A 14,801-nucleotide genomic window follows, 5' to 3' on the forward strand; every position below is an offset into this window, starting at 1 on the left:
CCACAAGGGAAGAAGGAAGGGCTGCGCAGTTTCGGCCTCTCACCCCAGCGGCGGGCCGACAATGTCGATGCCGTTCTTTGCACAGAGCTGCACCAGTGCCGCGATGATTTCCGGTGTCGGTTCCATCTGCGGCGGCAGTTCGGGCTGCTCGGCGGGACGGCTCGCCTGACGCAGCATCGTCTCAAAATCCGAACCTCGCGTGACGGTGAGGGTGCGCGCACCTTGCGGGGATTCGACCCGGTAGGTGTGCGGCAGGCCTTTCGGCGCGATGATGGTTTCGCCGGCGTCCGCAATGCGTTCGTAGCCGTCGATCTGAAAGCGCAATCTCCCCTCCAGTATGTGAAACACTTCGTCTTCCCTGCGATGCACATGCAGCGGCGGAGAGTCGCCATAGGGCATGCGATGCTCGACGACGCAGGTACCGTCCTCTCCTGCCGCCGACGAGACGTGGATCGCGACGAGCGTGTTGTTGAACCAGAAGAGTTCCTTGCCTGTGATCGTGCCGGGGGTCATTGTCATGGCTGTCTGATCCTTCTGTTGCCTGTGCCTGCTTTGCCTATGACGACCTAGCCAGGGATATGCCGACAACGGAAATCGAATGATCGTATGGGGCGAATTGATGCGATGAATTTGAATGCGCTCGACCTCAATCTCGTCAGGGTGTTCGACGCCCTTCTTCAGGAGAGAAGCGTTACGCGTGCCGGCGAGCAGATCGGCCTCAGCCAGCCTGCCGTCAGCGCTGCGCTCAACCGCTTGCGGCATCTCCTCAACGACCAGCTGTTCGTGCGACGGGGCAATGACATGATGCCGACGCCGCGCGCCGAGAGCATGGCCGAGCCGTTGCGCGTGGCGCTTCGCGAGATCGAACGCGTCTTCCATTCGGCCAACGCGTTCGATCCTGCGGAGCTGGAGCGAACTTTCACGTTCATGGGGGCGGATTTCTTTTCCATGATGCTGATGCCAACCTTGGCGGCACGCATCGCGGGTGCCGCGCCGCGCGCGTCGCTAAGGTTTCTCGACAGTGCGCGCGGCGACGTCTCGCGGCTGCTCCAGGACGATGAAATCGACGTAGCGCTCGAGCGTCCGCTGGAGGTCTCCGACCGGGTCTCAAGCACGCCTCTGTTCCATTCACCTTTCGCCATCATCGCCGCGCACGACAACGCTGCGATCAGGCAGGCGGGGGTCACGCAAGGCGAGCCCCTGCCGATCGGGCTTTTCTGCGAACTGCCCCATGTTCTTCGCTCTATCGACGGCTCGATGTCGGGCTCCACCGACGAGGCGCTCCGCAAGATCGGACGAACGCGCCGTGTGAGTCTGACACTGCCGCACTTTCAGGCTGTCGCATTGGCAGTGGCAAACGGAAACCACCTCGCGGCGGTTCCCAGGCAGTTCGCGGTTTGGGCGGCCAAGACCCTGCCGCTCGTCATCTTCGAACCGCCACTTCCCATTGCGGTTCCTGAAGTCAGGATGTACTGGCACGCGCGCCACGACGACGAGCCACCTCATCGCTGGGTTCGCGATCAGATCCTGGAGGCGGTAGGCGCACTCGGATTTGTGGAAAGCGGTGCCGCGGAAAATGCCGGCGCCTGGTCTGGCGGCCGGACGGATCAGCCAGCCGTATAGCCACCGTCGACGGAGAAGATGCCGCCGCTGGTCCAGGCGGCCTCTTCGCAGGCCAGATAGACCGCGATGCCGGCCAGATCGCCGGGGCGGCCGATTCTGCCGAGCGGATAGCTGCGCTCGACATAGGCCTTCAGCTCCGCTTTTGCCTCGGCCGGCAAATTGTCGACGGTCTTGCGCCGCATGGCGGTGTCGACCGTACCGGGCGCGATGGCGTTGACGCGGATGCCGCGCGGGCCGAGTTCGAAGGCCAGCGATTTGGTCAGCGAGTTCAACGCGCCCTTCGCCAGGGAATAGAGGCTCGACGGCCGCTTCGGGATCATCTTGTTGGCGAAGTAGGACGAGATGTTGATCACCGATGCGCCGGCCGAGAGATGCGGCAGCAGGCCCTGGGTGAGGAAGAACACCGCCGTCACATTGAGCGCGAAGGACTGCTGGAACTGCTCCTCGCTGACGATCTCGAACGGCACCAGGAAAGCCACCCCGGCATTGTTGACCAGGGTATCGAGCGGCCTGCCGGATTTTTTCACATGCTCGACGACGGCTGCGATGCCTGCCGATGTGGCAAGATCGGCCGACAGCGTCTCGATAGTACCGCCAAGGTGCTTGCGGGCGGCGTCGAGCTTTTTGGTGTCGCGGCCGACGATCAGCACGTCCGCGCCCTCGCGCGAAAAAGCCTCGGCGATCGCCAGACCGATACCGTCCGAGCCACCAGTGACCAGCGCGCGCCTGTTGTGAAGTCTCATTCGACGCTCCGAGATTTCTGCCTCGTCGAGAGCACCGTACATTGGCGGCCGCGGTCAAGCCGCCGGCCTATCCCCGGGTATGAACTTCGACCGCTGCCGGCGCAGGCCAGCCGAGGCCGGTTTACGCGTCGCCGGTCGCAAGCTCCCGCAGGGCCAGCCGGCCCGCGACATAATTCTTGACCTGGCGGACCGCCTGTTCGCGCGAGACGCTGCCCGGCTGCAGGCCGAGCCGCAGCCAAAGCCCGTCGATCAGCGCGGTGACGCCAAGTGCGATGTCGTCGGCATCCGCCGGCGAGGCGAGGCCGCGCAGGCCCGACAACAGGTTCGAGCGCATGCGCGCATGGATCACTCTCTGGATACGGGCCATCTTCTCGTCGCGCGGCACCTCGGCGCAGAGCGACAGCCAGGCATGGCACAGGGGAGGCTGGAACAGATGCTCCTCGAAATTGCCCTCGATCACCGCATCCATGCGCTCCATCGGGGTATGCGCCCGGCGAAGCCGCGCGATCACGGCCTGGCACAGGACGGCGTTGGCCTCGCGCATCGCGTGCTCGAACAATTCCTGCTTGTTGCGGAAATAGTGCAGCACGATGCCCTTGGAGGCGCCGGCCTGGGCCGCCACCTTCTCCAGTGTCGCGCCGGCAATGCCCTCGCGCTCCAGCACCGCGAAGGCCGCCTGCCGCAGTTCCTTGCGGCGAATCTCACTGAGACGCTTGAGTTTCACGGGCTCGGTCCATGCATTGCGAATCCACGTTGACATTTTCGCCCGCTCAGATCAAGAATTGACCCATGGGACAATAAAAAGACCAATAGGTCAATCTGATTACAATGAGGAGAACCGAATGTTCCGCATCCTTGCAAACGGCGTCTGTCTTGCTGCCCTCATGTTGGCCTCTCATGCGGCCCAGGCGGCCGAGGCCGAGCAATGCAGGGCTGTGCGCATGGCCGAGCCCGGCTGGAACGACCTTGCCTTCACAACGGGCGTCGCCAATGTGCTGTTGCAGGCGCTCGGCTATCAGCCGCAGAGCCAGGTTCTTGGCATCAACGTCATCTACGAGGGCATGAAGAATAGGGATCTCGACCTGTTCCTGGGCTACTGGGATCCGGCCATGGTCACCTATTACGAGCCGTACAAGAAGGACGGCTCTGTCGAGAATGTGCGCGTCAATCTCGAAGGCGCCAAATACACCTTCGCCGTGCCGACCTATGTCTGGGAGGCTGGCGTCAAGGACATCGCCGACCTGCACAAATTCGCCGACAGGTTCGGCAAGAAAATGTACGGCATCGAGCCCGGCTCCAACCAATTGATGATGGACGCCATCGCCGATCCCGCCTTTGGTCTGGACGGCTGGCAGGTGGTCGAGTCCAGCGAAGCTGGCATGCTTTCCGAGGTAGGCTACGAGATCAAGGAAAAGCAGTTCATCGTCTTCCAGGGCTGGGCGCCGCATCCGATGAACACGATGTACGACTTCAAGTACCTGACCGGTGGCGACAAGTTCTTCGGCCCGAACTTCGGCGCCGCGACCGTGACGACGCAGGTGCGCAAGGGCTATCTCGATCAGTGTCCCAACGTCGCGCAGTTCTTGAAGAACCTCGCCTTCGATATCGATTTCGAGAATGTCGGCATGGGCTATCTGATCAATGACGGCATGAAGCCGGAGGACGGGGCCCTGAAGGCAATCACAGCGAACAAAAGCCGCCTCGACGCCTGGCTCGCCGGCGTCACCACCTTCGACGGCCAACCCGGCCTTGCCGCGGTCAAGGAGAAGCTCGGCCTGTGAGACCGGCGGTGCTGGATGCCTTGCCGGACCAGGACGCCTGGGCCGGCCGCAAGCAGTTCGTCACCGTCGGCGATCTCGGCATTGCCTATGTCGAGATATCAGGCGCCGAGCCGGCGCTGCTGCTGGTGCACGGGTTCACCGACACCAGCCGCAGCTTTTCGCTTTTGGCGCCGCATCTGGCCGGCCGCCGGCTGATCATGCCGGATCTGCGCGGCCATGGCGCCTCGCAAGCGGGCCAGGGCTGCGCCATCGCCGATTTCGCCGACGATATTGCCGGGCTGATCCAGTGTTTACGGCTCGACCGGCCGGTCGTCGTCGGCCATTCGCTGGGCGCAATGGTGGCTATCGCATTGGCTGGGCGGCACAAGGAGCTGATCGGCGGCCTGGTGGTCCTGGCCGGCACGTTGAAGCCTGATTTCGCGCCGGATCACCCTCTAGTCGCGGGCGTTGAGGCCTTGCGCGATCCGATATCGCCGGCCGACCCGTTTTATGCCTGGTGGCATGCCTGTCGGCCCGGCGTGTCCCCAGTCTTTCTCGCCGGCCTGGCGAAAGACGCCTCGGCGATGCCGGCATCGCGCTGGCGCGCGATTCTTGAGGAAATCCGCCGCGCCGACCTGACCGACGCGGCACGGGCCGTGCAGACGCGGGCGCTGATCATCGCCGGCGCGTGCGACCCGCTATTCGGCGAGGCGCACCTGCAGGCATTGCGGTCCGCTCTTCCAGAAGCCGCCTTCGCCCGCGCCGAGAGCTGTAGCCACAACCCGCATTGGGAAGATCCGGCCCTTGTTGCAAAGGCCATCGTCGAGGCATTTGAAGTCTAACGCCCGACCAGCGATTGCGATGTCGGCGAGAGCCGCAAAGTCTCCGTTGGTTTGGTCAGGCCTGCTTGCGCGGCCTGCCAAAAGCCCTGCCATGCCGGCGAGGCGGCGAGGGCTGCCTTATGGTGGGCATGCGCCTCGGCGCTGTCGAAGCTGGTGACGACCAGGAAGACGTTTTCATCAGCCCTTACCGGCAGGCGCGGAAAACTGTTTTCGGCATGCTCCGTAACGAACGCGGCGAGCAGGCGTGCGCCTTGTGCCGTCATCAGCGGCGCCCCCGCAGTCTCGAAGCGATTGGCGAAGTCAACCTCCGTGCCGGGCCGCAGATGATGAATCTCGATGACAACGATGCCAGTCAGCGGCTTGTTTTGAATAGGCTTTTCGTCGGTCGCCAGGCCTGTCCGTTGCGCGCCCGCGAGGTCGAAGCCGCCGTCCGGCCACGCCGGCTTGAGCAGCAGCACATCGTCGGAATCGATCATTGTCGCGTTGGCCGCGTCGCGGTACGCCGCCCAGACCGGGCCGCCATAGAAATCGGCGAGAGCATTTTTCCGCGCGACCATGCCATCGAAGCCGCGCATCCAGACGAACATGTCCGGGCGGTCGAGATCCCGGAACTGGCCGATGATGGTCATGCCGGCGTCCTCCTGGCCCTCGATCAGTCTGCCGTCAAAGATGTCGATGAGCGTGTCGCGCTGGCCGGGCTTCAGTGTGTATTGCCGAAGCTCGACGACAGGCGAGGCGAGCACCGCGGGTTTAGGCCTGGCGTTCAGGGGCACGTTCATTCGTATCTCCTTAAAACAGGGTGATCATCCTGTTTATAAACAGACCGGTTGTCCTGTTTTGTCAATATGCTAGAGTCTGGCCATGTCAGCAGAGATGACCGTTCAACCAAAACCGCGCCCACGAAAACGCATCAACGACCCTGAAGGCATGCGCAAGAAAGTGCTCGATGTCGCCGAGGTTGCGTTCCAGGCGCGCGGCTATCACGCCTCCAGCCTCGGCGACCTGATGGCGGCGGCGGGTGTCAGCGGCGGTGCGCTGCATCACCATTTCCCGACCAAGAAGGCGCTGGCGCTGGCGGTGATCGACGAGCGTGTGGCGGCGGCGGTCGAAGAGACATGGATCGCGCCGGTGCTGGCGGCTGCGTCGGCGCGCGAAGGCGTGCGCGCGGTGTTCGAAGCCGTGGCGGCGGAACTGGAGCAGCAGGGTTTCGTGCGCGGCTGCCCGCTCAACAATCTGGCGCACGAACTGTCGCTCGCCGATCCGGATTTTCGCCTTGCCCTTGCCGGTATTTTTGCCGGGTGGCGGCGGGCGATTTCCGACAAGCTGCGAGCCGACCAGCAGGCGGGCAGGGAGGAGGGCACAGATCCCGAGCGCTTTGCCGCGCTGGCGGTCGCCGCCTATTCCGGGGCGATGTCGATGGCCAAGACGGCGCAGGACGCGAGCGTGCTGCGGGATTGTCTGGCGGGACTGGAGCGGAGCGCGCTGTCGTCATTGCAGGGCGGATTGGCAGCCAGGCGACGCCGTAGGGTGCTGCCACGATCGAGAGCCCTTTGATGTCGCAGCGACAGGGAGATCTCGACGCGGCTGCTTTGATTTTGCGGCGCTACTGCGCCAGCGGCTTGATCGTCTCATAGCCGATTACGCATTCGGAGATGTTGGCAACCGAAACCATGCCGCCGGCCGCTGGCCGGAACTCGCTGCGGATGCCCGGTTTTTCCAGCACGAAGCCGGTCTTGGCGGTTTTCGCGTCGACGCATTCGGCGCCATGCGCGACGCTCGCCGTGGCGAGCAGGGCCATGCCGATTGTTGCGGCTGTCCTCGCGCCACGTCAAGACTGCCAGACCCGCGCGGCGGTGTCGATGCGTGGTGACGGCAACTGGACGGCAGGGGCCGCCTGTGCTGAATTTCGCGCATGATGACTCGCTTGCCGATCCACTCGATTTCCCGGCGCAGCCTGCTGAAGCAGATGACAGGATTTGCCGCGGCCGGCGCCTTGTCGCGTCCGGCCTTCAGCCAGACCGGCCAGCGCGTCCAGTCCATCGACGCCACATTCCTGTTCATCGCCGATGTCCATGCCTGCCGCATGGCGAGCGGGTTGAGCCCCAACTGCCTGCAGGAAGGCAAGACCGACGCCGCGTTACTGCGCAACGTGGCAGTGCTCAATGGTCTCGGCGACAAGGACTGGCCGGCCGAGATCAACGGCGTCGCCACCGGCCTGCGCTCGGCGGGCAGCCGCATCGGCACGCCGCTCGGCCTCGTCGTCGGCGGTGACATGACCGACGACGGCGGCGGCCAGATCACCCAGCCGAGCGAGGGCACCCAGTTGCTCCAGTTCAGCCAGCGCTACAGCCAAGGCGTTGGCCCCGATCGCGTACACATGCCGGTCTATGTCGGGCTCGGCAACCATGATCTCGACCAGAACGGGCCGCCGCACCATGTCGACTGGTACCGGCGCGAACTGCGCGACTATGTCGAGGTCAACCATCGCGCCGGCGTGTTCTTCAAGCCGCCAGTGCCGGCCACCGACTACGATGTCGACACCGACTGCTATTCCTGGGACTGGGGCGGCCTGCATCTGATCCAGACGCATCGTTTCGCCGGCGATACCGGCCATGGCGCCGACTCCAGCCTGCCATGGCTGAAGCAGGATCTGGCGACCTACGCGGCGGATGGTCGTCCGGTCATTCTGTTCCAGCACTATGGCTGGGACACTTTCTCGGTGGAACGTTGGGACGCCGCCAAAAAGAGCTATGACGATGACGGCGCCGGCGCGCCGCACTGGTGGAGCGAGGCCGACCGGCAGGCGCTGCTGGCGGCGCTCAGGGGCTACAATGTCGTCGGCATTTTCCATGGCCACCAGCACGAAACGCCGATGATCTATCGCCGTGACGGGCTCGATCTGTTCAAGCCGAAGGCCGCCTATATGGGAGGTTTCGCGCTGGCCAGGGTGACAAGCGACGGCATGGACGTGGCGCTGGGCGAGACGACCGGCGATCATGGCGAGGTCGCTTTCACCAATGCTTTCAGCAAAGGCTGGAGCACATGAAAAAGGCGGCCCTCGCGACCGCCTTTCCCCGACAAAAGTGCGTTTCTCGATGTCGGATCAGAGCGCCTTCTTGACCTTTTCTTTCACGTCGCCATAGGCCTTCTGCACCTTGCCGGCGATCCTGTCGGCCGTGCCTTCGGCCTGGGTCTGCCTGTTGCCAATTGCCTTGCCGGCGGCTTCCTTGACCGAGCCCTTGACCTGCTTGGCCACGCCCGCGACCTGATCCTTGTTCACCATTTTTCGCATCTCCTGGGAGTTTTGAATTTCGGAGGAATTCTTTCGCGGGAGGCTAACGAGCCGGCGTCGGTTAGGTTCCAGGCGTCGCTCGAGCAGCAGATCAGGTCGCGCAGCCGTCTCCTGAGGCAAGGGCTGGCGGGCTAGGCTGTGGGCACGCGCCGACCAAAGGATTTGGGTGATCGCGCGTGCGGGGAGACCTTCTTGGCTGAATTCACGCTCTTCATCGGCAACAAGTGCTTTTCCTCATGGTCGCTCCGGCCGTGGGTGGCGATGAGGCATCTGGAAATCCCGTTCGAGGAGGGTTTCGTGCGGCTGCGCACGCCTGAGACCTTTGCCAATCTGGCGAAAGTGTCGCCGACAGGCCAGGTGCCGGTGCTGAATCACAATGGCAGGATCATCTGGGAAACCCTTGCCATTCTTGAATATCTCGCCGACCTGTTTCCGGACAAAAAACTCTGGCCGGCCGACATCGATGCCCGCGCACTGGCGCGCTCGGCGGCGACCGAGATGCATTCCGGTTTCCGCGAAGTTCGCTACGGCTGGCCGATGAATTTGCGTCGGCCAAAGGGCCACAAGCCGCTCGATGCCGAAGGCGAGGCGCAACGCGAGCGCATCGAGACGTTGTGGCGCGAGTGCCGGGAAAAATACGGCAAGGGCGGCCCGTTCCTGTTCGGCCATTTCACCGCGGCCGACGCCATGTATGCACCGGTCGTGACCCGCTTCGACACCTATGGCGGCACGCTTGCGGCGGATACGCGAGCCTATGTCGATGCCGTGCTGGCAACGTCGGCGATGCGGCACTGGTATGCCGAGGCGGCCAAGGAGACGTGGCCGGAACCCGGCCCGGACGAATAGGTGGATCCAAACGAAAACGCCCCTCGCACCTTTTATCGCGCGGGGGGCGTCTTTGCCATCAACCTTTCTTTCGATTGCTCTCATGAATTGCTGATGACACGGAAGAAATGCGCGTTTGCGCAGATGGTTCCCGAAGGCCGCGATTTTTTTTCGAGGTGGCGGCAGCGCGCCGTTTAGCGTCTTAGTTTGCCGTCATGCCAGCTATTTTGGAGAATTCCGCCCAACGTTTTTGGAGAATTCCGCAGATGTGGCGAATGCAGATTTGACAGCGCGTCAAAAGAAGCCTACAAGATATTCGTCGATATTTGTTTGACTGACTTTTGTTATCCGCGCTTTCGAGCGCGCCTTTGACGAACTTCCCACATCAAAAATCGGGACAAACGACGTTGTGCATCCGCATGGCGTCGAACGAATATTTGCCATGGAAAGGGTTCGTCATGAGCACCGGCACAGTTAAATGGTTCAACGCCACCAAAGGTTTTGGTTTTATTCAGCCTGACGACGGCTCGGCCGACGTTTTTGTCCACATCTCGGCCGTAGAGCGCGCCGGCATGCGCGACATCGTCGAAGGCCAGAAGCTCGGCTACGAGATGGTCCGCGACAACAAGTCGGGCAAGATGTCCGCCGATCAGTTGAAGGCGGCCTGAAAAAAGAATTCAGCTCTCCCGGTGACCACGGATGTACTGGCACCGGTGAGTGGCGAATTCGGGCGCATGGCCGCGGAGACCTGAGTTTCCACGGCATATCATGTGCATGAGGAGTGTGTCTTGTGCATCCGTCTGGATGCACGGCGTTCTCTTAACGGAAGGTCAGGCGGTGCCTGGCCTTTTTCATTTTGCGCTTCTTGCCGCCGAAAGTGCGCTGCGCGCCGGCCTGGACGTGCTAAGGGACGCTCCAGCAATTTGAATAGAATCCGCTGCCGTATGCTTTGTGCGTGGTCCCGACCGAAGACCCGGTCTCGCTCCATCGGCACAGGCTCCTGACAGGAGAAAGATTTTGACCGCTCATTCGAAGACAGTCGAACAGGCCGTGTCCTTGTTCAGCAAGACGCAAACCCAGTCGATGTCGCTCAACCGCATCAATTCCGAACGCGATGCCGTCAGCGAGGCGCGGGAAGCCAAGACCGCGCGCCTGCGCGAACAGCGCCTGGAGAAGGAGGCCTATGAGTTGGCCGCCGCCGCGGCGCTCGCTGCTTTGCCGAAACGGGCCGGAAGACGCTGATGGCCACCAAGCGCGTACCTCCGAAACTGATCGCCGCCGACTCGACGATCGCCGACGTGGTCGAAGGGCTCAACAAGCCGGTCGAATATGTGCGACGGGTGCTGGAAAAACTGGAGCGCTGCAAACGCGCCCATGGCGATGCACAGGTGCGACTCGGTGTGCGCGGTCGCGCCGAATGCCCGAACTATCTGATCGAATATGTCCGCGAAGACGCCAAGACGCATGAGCGCGTCACCCATCAGGACGCCGCCTACAGCGGCAGCACGCATCGCGAGCTGGCAGTCCACCACATCGCGGAAGTCAGAAACTGGTCGCCCGAGGAAATGAACATCACGGCGGTTTCGGCGCTGATCGGCCGCCTGCGCAATCCGCGCGCACCATCATCGCGCTTCGTCGACGAGGACTGACATGGCCATAAAATTCTCCTCCAAGGACCAGCCGGCAACCGCGGCCGCCGTCGCAAAACCGACCAAGCCGGCTGCCGCGCCGAAAGGCGACGCACCTGCCGAGACTGCGACCGATCTGTTCAAGTCGCCGGCCGAAGCGTCTCGCAAGGCGGGCAAGAAGAAATGACAGGCAAGAAGAAATAGCGCCTTGCCGCAAGACGCCGATCGCAATCCTGCTGCGCCGGGGCTGTCTGCTCTGGTGGCCGCTACAAGCCCTCTGGCGTCGCAACGCAGCATCGCTCCTGGCTTCGACTGCCAGAGCTGCGGCGCCTGCTGTTCCTATTCGGCCGAGTGGCCGCGTTTTTCCACCGAGGACGACGCGCAACTCGACCGTATCCCGGAACAATATGTGGCGGCCAATCTGTCCGGCATGCGTTGCGAGGGCGTGCGCTGCTCGGCGCTGTCCGGCGAGATCGGCAAGTCGACCGCTTGCGGCATTTACGAAATCCGCCCGGATGTCTGCCGCGCCTGCATGCCTGGTGACGACGATTGCCTGATGGCGCGCCGGGCGCACGGATTGCCGACGTTTTAGCGCTGCTATCGGCGGCTTGTGCGCACCTTCCTTGCTGGCTACGCTGTGACAGGGCAGGGCGCCGGAGGGAACCATCGTGAGCATCGAATTTCTGTTGACGTCGCTGATCGTCGTGGCTTCGCCCGGCACCGGCGTTCTCTACACGCTAAGCGCCGGCCTCTCGCGCGGCGCGCGGGCCTCGATCATCGCCGCTTTCGGCTGTACGCTCGGCATCATCCCGCATATGGCCGCCGCCATCACCGGCCTTGCGGCGCTGCTGCACACCAGCGCGCTCGCCTTCGAGACGCTGAAATATCTCGGCGTCGCCTATCTGCTCTACATGGCCTGGAACACGCTGAAGGAAAAGGGCGGCCTCAGCGTCGAGCAGGATGTGACGCCACGCTCGGCCGGCAAGGTGATCGCCACCGGCATCCTGGTCAATGTGCTCAACCCGAAACTGTCGATCTTCTTCTTCGCCTTCCTGCCGCAATTCGTCAGCACCACCGAGCCCAATGCGCTGTCGAAGATGCTGGAGCTCAGCTCCGTCTTCATGCTTTTGACCTTCGTGGTTTTCGTCGGCTACGGCGTCTTCGCCGCTTCGATCCGCAGCCATGTCGTGTCGCGGCCGATGGTGCTGACCTGGATGCGCCGGACCTTCGCCGGTGCCTTCGTCATGCTCGGCGCCAAGCTGGCGCTGGCCGACCGGTAGCGCCACGGGGAGCGGTTCAGTCTCGCTGATCCGCTCCTCGCGGTGCGCGCGCTACCCTTTCACATAGCCCATTGCTTCGACGATCCGCCCATCGGCCACGCGCATGAGGTTGACGCCGCGCAGCGAATTGCCGTCGCCCATGAAATAGCGCCAGCGGATCGTTGCCCGGTCGCCGGCGACGAAGGTCTCTTCGATATCGAAACGCGTGCCGGCCTGGGTTGCTATCGCCGTCCAAAGCCCGACGCACGCCGCCTTGCCGGCATGGCGTGCCCCGTCCGGCGCTGGCACTGTGTTCTCGATCACGCAATCCTCAGCCACCAGTTCGGTGAGTGCCGAGGGATCATGGCGTTGGAATACGTCGTTGTAGCGCCGAATGATCTCTGCCGTTTGCTGTGACAGGTCGTACGCGGTTGCGTCCATGACAAGCTCCTGTGTCATCTTCTTTCTCCTGGCTTCATTGGCCTTTGATGGCTTCGACGAGCGTCGCCTTGAGGGTGATCTGAGACACGCCGGCAAGGGCCCGTGAGACGAGACAGCCCGCCTTGGCGGACTGTGCAAGGCGCGCGAATTCATCTTCGGCGAGTCCCGCGACCTCTGCCTCGGTTTCGAGCTCGATGCAGGTGATCGTCGGCCCGGCCGCGGTTGCGCCAAGATGCACCCTGGCGACGGTGCTGATGCTTGTCGGGACATGATTGGCGTTGCCCAGTATGGCGCTCAGCGCCATCGAGAAGCAGCCGGCGTGCGCTGCCCCGATCAGCTCTTCCGGATTGGTGCCCGGACCGTTTTCGAAACGCGACGGGAAGGAATAGGCGCCTTCGAAGACGCCGCTGCCGAGCCGTAAGCGCCCGGAACCTTCCTTCAGCGTGCCTTGCCACTCGGCCGAGGCTTCACGAATTGTCATTGTCGTTCTCCCTTGGTTTGAGGAATCGATGGGTCAGGCGCCGTCGATGACCACCTTCCCGAAGACGTCACCCTGCTGGAAATAGCGGTAGGCATCGCCGGCCTCGGTGAAGGCAAACACCTTGTCGATGACGGGACGCAGGCGGTGCTGCGAGACGGCGCGCATCATGGCTTCGAGATTGGTCCGGTTGCCGACGAAGAGGCGGCTGATGGTGACGAGGCTGCGCTGGTAGAGTGCCGCCGGCAGCTGGATCGGCCCGCCTTGCGCATCCTGCAACGTCAGCAGTACGATGTGCCCGTAAAGCGTGCTGGCGATCAGCGACTGCGCGAAGGTCGCCGGGCCACCGGTCTCGACGACGAGATCGATGCCACCGGTCTGGTCGCGGACGGTCGCACCCCATTGCGGTATATCCGATGTCGAAATCACCAGGTCGGCGCCCAGCGCCCGCAGCCTGTCGGCTTTCTCGCCACGCGAGGTGACGGCGACGACACAGCAGCCGAGCAGCTTGGCGAACTGCAGTGCAAAGAGCGAGACGCCACCCGAGCCGATGACCAGAACCCATTGGCCGGGCTTCGGAATTCCGGTGCTCGTCACCGCATTCCCAGGCGGTCAGGCCGGCGCAGGTCAGCGTCGCCGCCTCATGCCAGTCGAGATGGTCGGGCAGCCGCGCCGCCCATTGTTCGTCGAGAACGGCGTATTCGGTCAGCATGCCGTCCAGCGTGCAGCCGAGCTGGTCGATGAGCCCGGCATTGATGCGGCCGTCGATCCAGCGGGCGAAATAGCTGCCTGTCACGCGATCGCCGACGGCAAGGCGGGTGACGGTATCGCCGATGGCGACAATATCACCGGCCCCATCGCTCAGCGGAACGACGCCGTGGCGCGGCGGCAGCGGATACGTACCGTTGAGGATCATCGTGTCGCGCCGGTTGAGCGAGGTGGCGCGAACGCGCACCACGATCTCATGCGGTTTCGGCTCCGGCTGCGCCGCGTCGCGCATCACCAGGCATTCGGTCCCGCCGGATCCTTCAAGACGGTAGCTGCGCATGTCGATCTCCTCAAGAAGTATGTAGACTGATCTACATATTATGTAGACCGATTGTCATATTCGAGGCAAGGCCTATAATGCTTCCTCCTGACAGAGGTTGACATGGCCAACGACACCCGCACCCGCATACTCGAGACGACTGGGCTGCTTCTCAGGCAGCGCGGCTATCACGGCACCTCGCTCAACGACATATTGAGCGCCAGCGGCGCACCGCGCGGTTCGCTCTACTTCCATTTTCCCGGCGGCAAGGACCAACTGGTTATCGAGGTGACGCGCGGCAGCGTTGCCGACGTGACGGAGAGGCTGGGCGAGGCGCTGGCCGCCGAACGGGATCCGGCGGTGGCTGTCCATCATATCTACCAGTCGGTGGGACGCATGCTGGAGGACAACCAGTTTTCGCTCGGCTGTCCGATCGCGCCTGTCGTGCTGGACTCGCCGACCGACGTGCCGGAACTGGCGGAGTTGTGTCGCTCGGCCTTCGAACAGTGGATAGGCCTGTTGCGAGACGCCTTCGTCAGGGCAGGGGTGCCCGAGCGCCGCGCGCACGCTTTGGCGCTGCTGGTCGAATCGTCGCTGGAAGGGCTGATGGTGATCGCCCGCGCCACCCGCGACCGCGCCCCGGTACAGGCCGTGGCCGACGAGGTCGCGGCGCTGATTGAAGCCGCGGTGCTTGCCGGCGAGGTAAAGCAACGCGCAGATGCCGCCGTATGAGGGGCGGCCACAACGACCGCTGCGCAAAACAAAAAGGGCGGCATCTCTGCCGCCCTCAGACTGCTGACAAACCCCTGGCATTTGCCGGGGGTTTTTGATTCACTGGGTCATGTTGAAGCGACCCGCCCCTGAACAGACCGCGCTCGAGATG

At 63.3% G+C, this 14,801-nt stretch carries 22 protein-coding genes and 1 pseudogene; 13 read left to right on the forward strand and 10 right to left on the reverse strand.

Annotated elements, in window-relative coordinates; genetic code table 11:
* Positions 1 to 39: 39 nt before the first annotated feature.
* Complete coding sequence (locus ASD99_RS17805; protein ID WP_056593605.1) at positions 40 to 519, reverse strand: cupin domain-containing protein; 480 nt, start codon at positions 517 to 519, stop codon at positions 40 to 42.
* A 105-nt stretch (positions 520 to 624) separates the two neighbouring features.
* On the opposite strand from ASD99_RS17805, the gene ASD99_RS17810 reads away from it, so the two are divergent.
* On the forward strand, positions 625 to 1,623 hold the full coding sequence (locus ASD99_RS17810) for a LysR family transcriptional regulator (RefSeq protein ID WP_057144432.1): 999 nt from the start codon (positions 625 to 627) through the stop codon (positions 1,621 to 1,623).
* Here ASD99_RS17810 and ASD99_RS17815 read toward each other — a convergent pair.
* Together ASD99_RS17815 and betI are read right to left on the reverse strand one after the other, a co-directional pair.
* A complete protein-coding gene (locus ASD99_RS17815; RefSeq protein WP_057144433.1) occupies positions 1,608 to 2,366 on the reverse strand; it encodes an SDR family NAD(P)-dependent oxidoreductase in 759 nt (252 codons plus the stop codon). The two genes, ASD99_RS17810 and ASD99_RS17815, sit on opposite strands and share 16 nt — an antisense overlap.
* A gap of 121 nt (positions 2,367 to 2,487) precedes the next feature.
* Complete coding sequence (gene betI, locus ASD99_RS17820; RefSeq protein ID WP_056593611.1) at positions 2,488 to 3,126, reverse strand: choline-responsive transcriptional repressor BetI; 639 nt, start codon at positions 3,124 to 3,126, stop codon at positions 2,488 to 2,490.
* An 82-nt stretch (positions 3,127 to 3,208) separates the two neighbouring features.
* On the opposite strand from betI, the gene choX reads away from it, so the two are divergent.
* Positions 3,209 to 4,147, forward strand: coding sequence for a choline ABC transporter substrate-binding protein (gene choX / locus ASD99_RS17825; RefSeq protein WP_057144434.1), 939 nt, complete (start codon positions 3,209 to 3,211; stop codon positions 4,145 to 4,147).
* Positions 4,144 to 4,968 (forward strand): alpha/beta fold hydrolase, encoded by an 825-nt coding sequence (locus tag ASD99_RS17830; RefSeq protein ID WP_057144435.1) that lies wholly within the window; start codon positions 4,144 to 4,146, stop codon positions 4,966 to 4,968. Before choX ends, ASD99_RS17830 begins: the two co-directional genes overlap by 4 nt.
* On the opposite strand, the gene ASD99_RS17835 is transcribed toward ASD99_RS17830, so the two are convergent.
* Positions 4,965 to 5,747 (reverse strand): NIPSNAP family protein, encoded by a 783-nt coding sequence (locus ASD99_RS17835; protein ID WP_056593620.1) that lies wholly within the window; start codon positions 5,745 to 5,747, stop codon positions 4,965 to 4,967. The genes ASD99_RS17830 and ASD99_RS17835 overlap by 4 nt on opposite strands.
* Before the next feature lie 94 nt (positions 5,748 to 5,841).
* On the opposite strand from ASD99_RS17835, the gene ASD99_RS17840 reads away from it, so the two are divergent.
* Entirely contained in the window at positions 5,842 to 6,522 is a 681-nt protein-coding gene (locus ASD99_RS17840; RefSeq protein WP_057144436.1) for a TetR/AcrR family transcriptional regulator, read from the forward strand.
* A gap of 49 nt (positions 6,523 to 6,571) precedes the next feature.
* Here the strand turns inward: ASD99_RS17840 and ASD99_RS17845 are convergent, their stop codons facing one another.
* Positions 6,572 to 6,766, reverse strand: a complete 195-nt coding sequence (locus ASD99_RS17845; protein ID WP_056593626.1) for a hypothetical protein — start codon at positions 6,764 to 6,766, stop codon at positions 6,572 to 6,574.
* 114 nt (positions 6,767 to 6,880) lie between these two features.
* Here ASD99_RS17845 and ASD99_RS17850 point away from each other — a divergent pair, with 114 nt between their 5' ends.
* Positions 6,881 to 8,014, forward strand: coding sequence for a metallophosphoesterase (locus ASD99_RS17850; RefSeq protein ID WP_056593630.1), 1,134 nt, complete (start codon positions 6,881 to 6,883; stop codon positions 8,012 to 8,014).
* A gap of 57 nt (positions 8,015 to 8,071) precedes the next feature.
* On the opposite strand, the gene ASD99_RS17855 is transcribed toward ASD99_RS17850, so the two are convergent.
* Positions 8,072 to 8,260: a CsbD family protein gene (locus ASD99_RS17855; protein ID WP_162256709.1), complete on the reverse strand. Its 189-nt coding sequence runs from the start codon at positions 8,258 to 8,260 to the stop codon at positions 8,072 to 8,074.
* A gap of 192 nt (positions 8,261 to 8,452) precedes the next feature.
* Between ASD99_RS17855 and ASD99_RS17860 the strand changes: the two genes are divergently transcribed.
* The 7 genes from ASD99_RS17860 (at position 8,453) to ASD99_RS17885 (ending at position 11,993) form a co-directional block, all read left to right on the forward strand.
* Positions 8,453 to 9,106, forward strand: a complete 654-nt coding sequence (locus ASD99_RS17860) for a glutathione S-transferase family protein (RefSeq protein ID WP_056593636.1) — start codon at positions 8,453 to 8,455, stop codon at positions 9,104 to 9,106.
* Between the two features lie 437 nt (positions 9,107 to 9,543).
* Complete coding sequence (locus ASD99_RS17865) at positions 9,544 to 9,753, forward strand: cold-shock protein (RefSeq protein ID WP_010915421.1); 210 nt, start codon at positions 9,544 to 9,546, stop codon at positions 9,751 to 9,753.
* A 349-nt stretch (positions 9,754 to 10,102) separates the two neighbouring features.
* Positions 10,103 to 10,327, forward strand: coding sequence for a hypothetical protein (locus ASD99_RS17870; protein WP_056593639.1), 225 nt, complete (start codon positions 10,103 to 10,105; stop codon positions 10,325 to 10,327).
* Positions 10,327 to 10,734 (forward strand): hypothetical protein, encoded by a 408-nt coding sequence (locus tag ASD99_RS17875; RefSeq protein WP_056593642.1) that lies wholly within the window; start codon positions 10,327 to 10,329, stop codon positions 10,732 to 10,734. The genes ASD99_RS17870 and ASD99_RS17875 overlap by 1 nt, the downstream gene beginning before the upstream one ends.
* Position 10,735: 1 nt before the next feature.
* A complete protein-coding gene (locus tag ASD99_RS34105) occupies positions 10,736 to 10,900 on the forward strand; it encodes a hypothetical protein (RefSeq protein WP_082583326.1) in 165 nt (54 codons plus the stop codon).
* A gap of 21 nt (positions 10,901 to 10,921) precedes the next feature.
* Entirely contained in the window at positions 10,922 to 11,305 is a 384-nt protein-coding gene (locus ASD99_RS17880; protein ID WP_082583327.1) for a YkgJ family cysteine cluster protein, read from the forward strand.
* 76 nt (positions 11,306 to 11,381) lie between these two features.
* On the forward strand, positions 11,382 to 11,993 hold the full coding sequence (locus tag ASD99_RS17885; RefSeq protein WP_056593645.1) for a LysE family translocator: 612 nt from the start codon (positions 11,382 to 11,384) through the stop codon (positions 11,991 to 11,993).
* A gap of 51 nt (positions 11,994 to 12,044) precedes the next feature.
* Here ASD99_RS17885 and ASD99_RS17890 read toward each other — a convergent pair whose 3' ends face one another.
* The 4 genes and pseudogenes from ASD99_RS17890 to ASD99_RS35470 all read right to left on the reverse strand — a co-directional run.
* Entirely contained in the window at positions 12,045 to 12,431 is a 387-nt protein-coding gene (locus ASD99_RS17890) for a nuclear transport factor 2 family protein (protein ID WP_057144438.1), read from the reverse strand.
* A gap of 16 nt (positions 12,432 to 12,447) precedes the next feature.
* The gene (locus tag ASD99_RS17895) at positions 12,448 to 12,894 is read right to left on the reverse strand and encodes an OsmC family protein (protein ID WP_057144439.1); all 447 of its coding nucleotides are present in this window, start codon (positions 12,892 to 12,894) and stop codon (positions 12,448 to 12,450) included.
* 33 nt (positions 12,895 to 12,927) lie between these two features.
* Positions 12,928 to 13,488, reverse strand: a complete 561-nt coding sequence (locus tag ASD99_RS34730; protein ID WP_244497785.1) for a zinc-binding dehydrogenase — start codon at positions 13,486 to 13,488, stop codon at positions 12,928 to 12,930.
* Positions 13,489 to 13,609: 121 nt separating this feature from the next.
* Positions 13,610 to 13,939 (reverse strand): annotated as a pseudogene (locus ASD99_RS35470) (alcohol dehydrogenase catalytic domain-containing protein); the annotation flags it as partial.
* Positions 13,940 to 14,041: 102 nt separating this feature from the next.
* Between ASD99_RS35470 and ASD99_RS17905 the strand changes: the two are divergent.
* Entirely contained in the window at positions 14,042 to 14,650 is a 609-nt protein-coding gene (locus ASD99_RS17905; protein WP_056593657.1) for a TetR/AcrR family transcriptional regulator, read from the forward strand.
* Positions 14,651 to 14,801: the final 151 nt, after the last annotated feature.

This window comes from Mesorhizobium sp. Root695 (assembly GCF_001428185.1).
Lineage (GTDB): Bacteria > Pseudomonadota > Alphaproteobacteria > Rhizobiales > Rhizobiaceae > Mesorhizobium.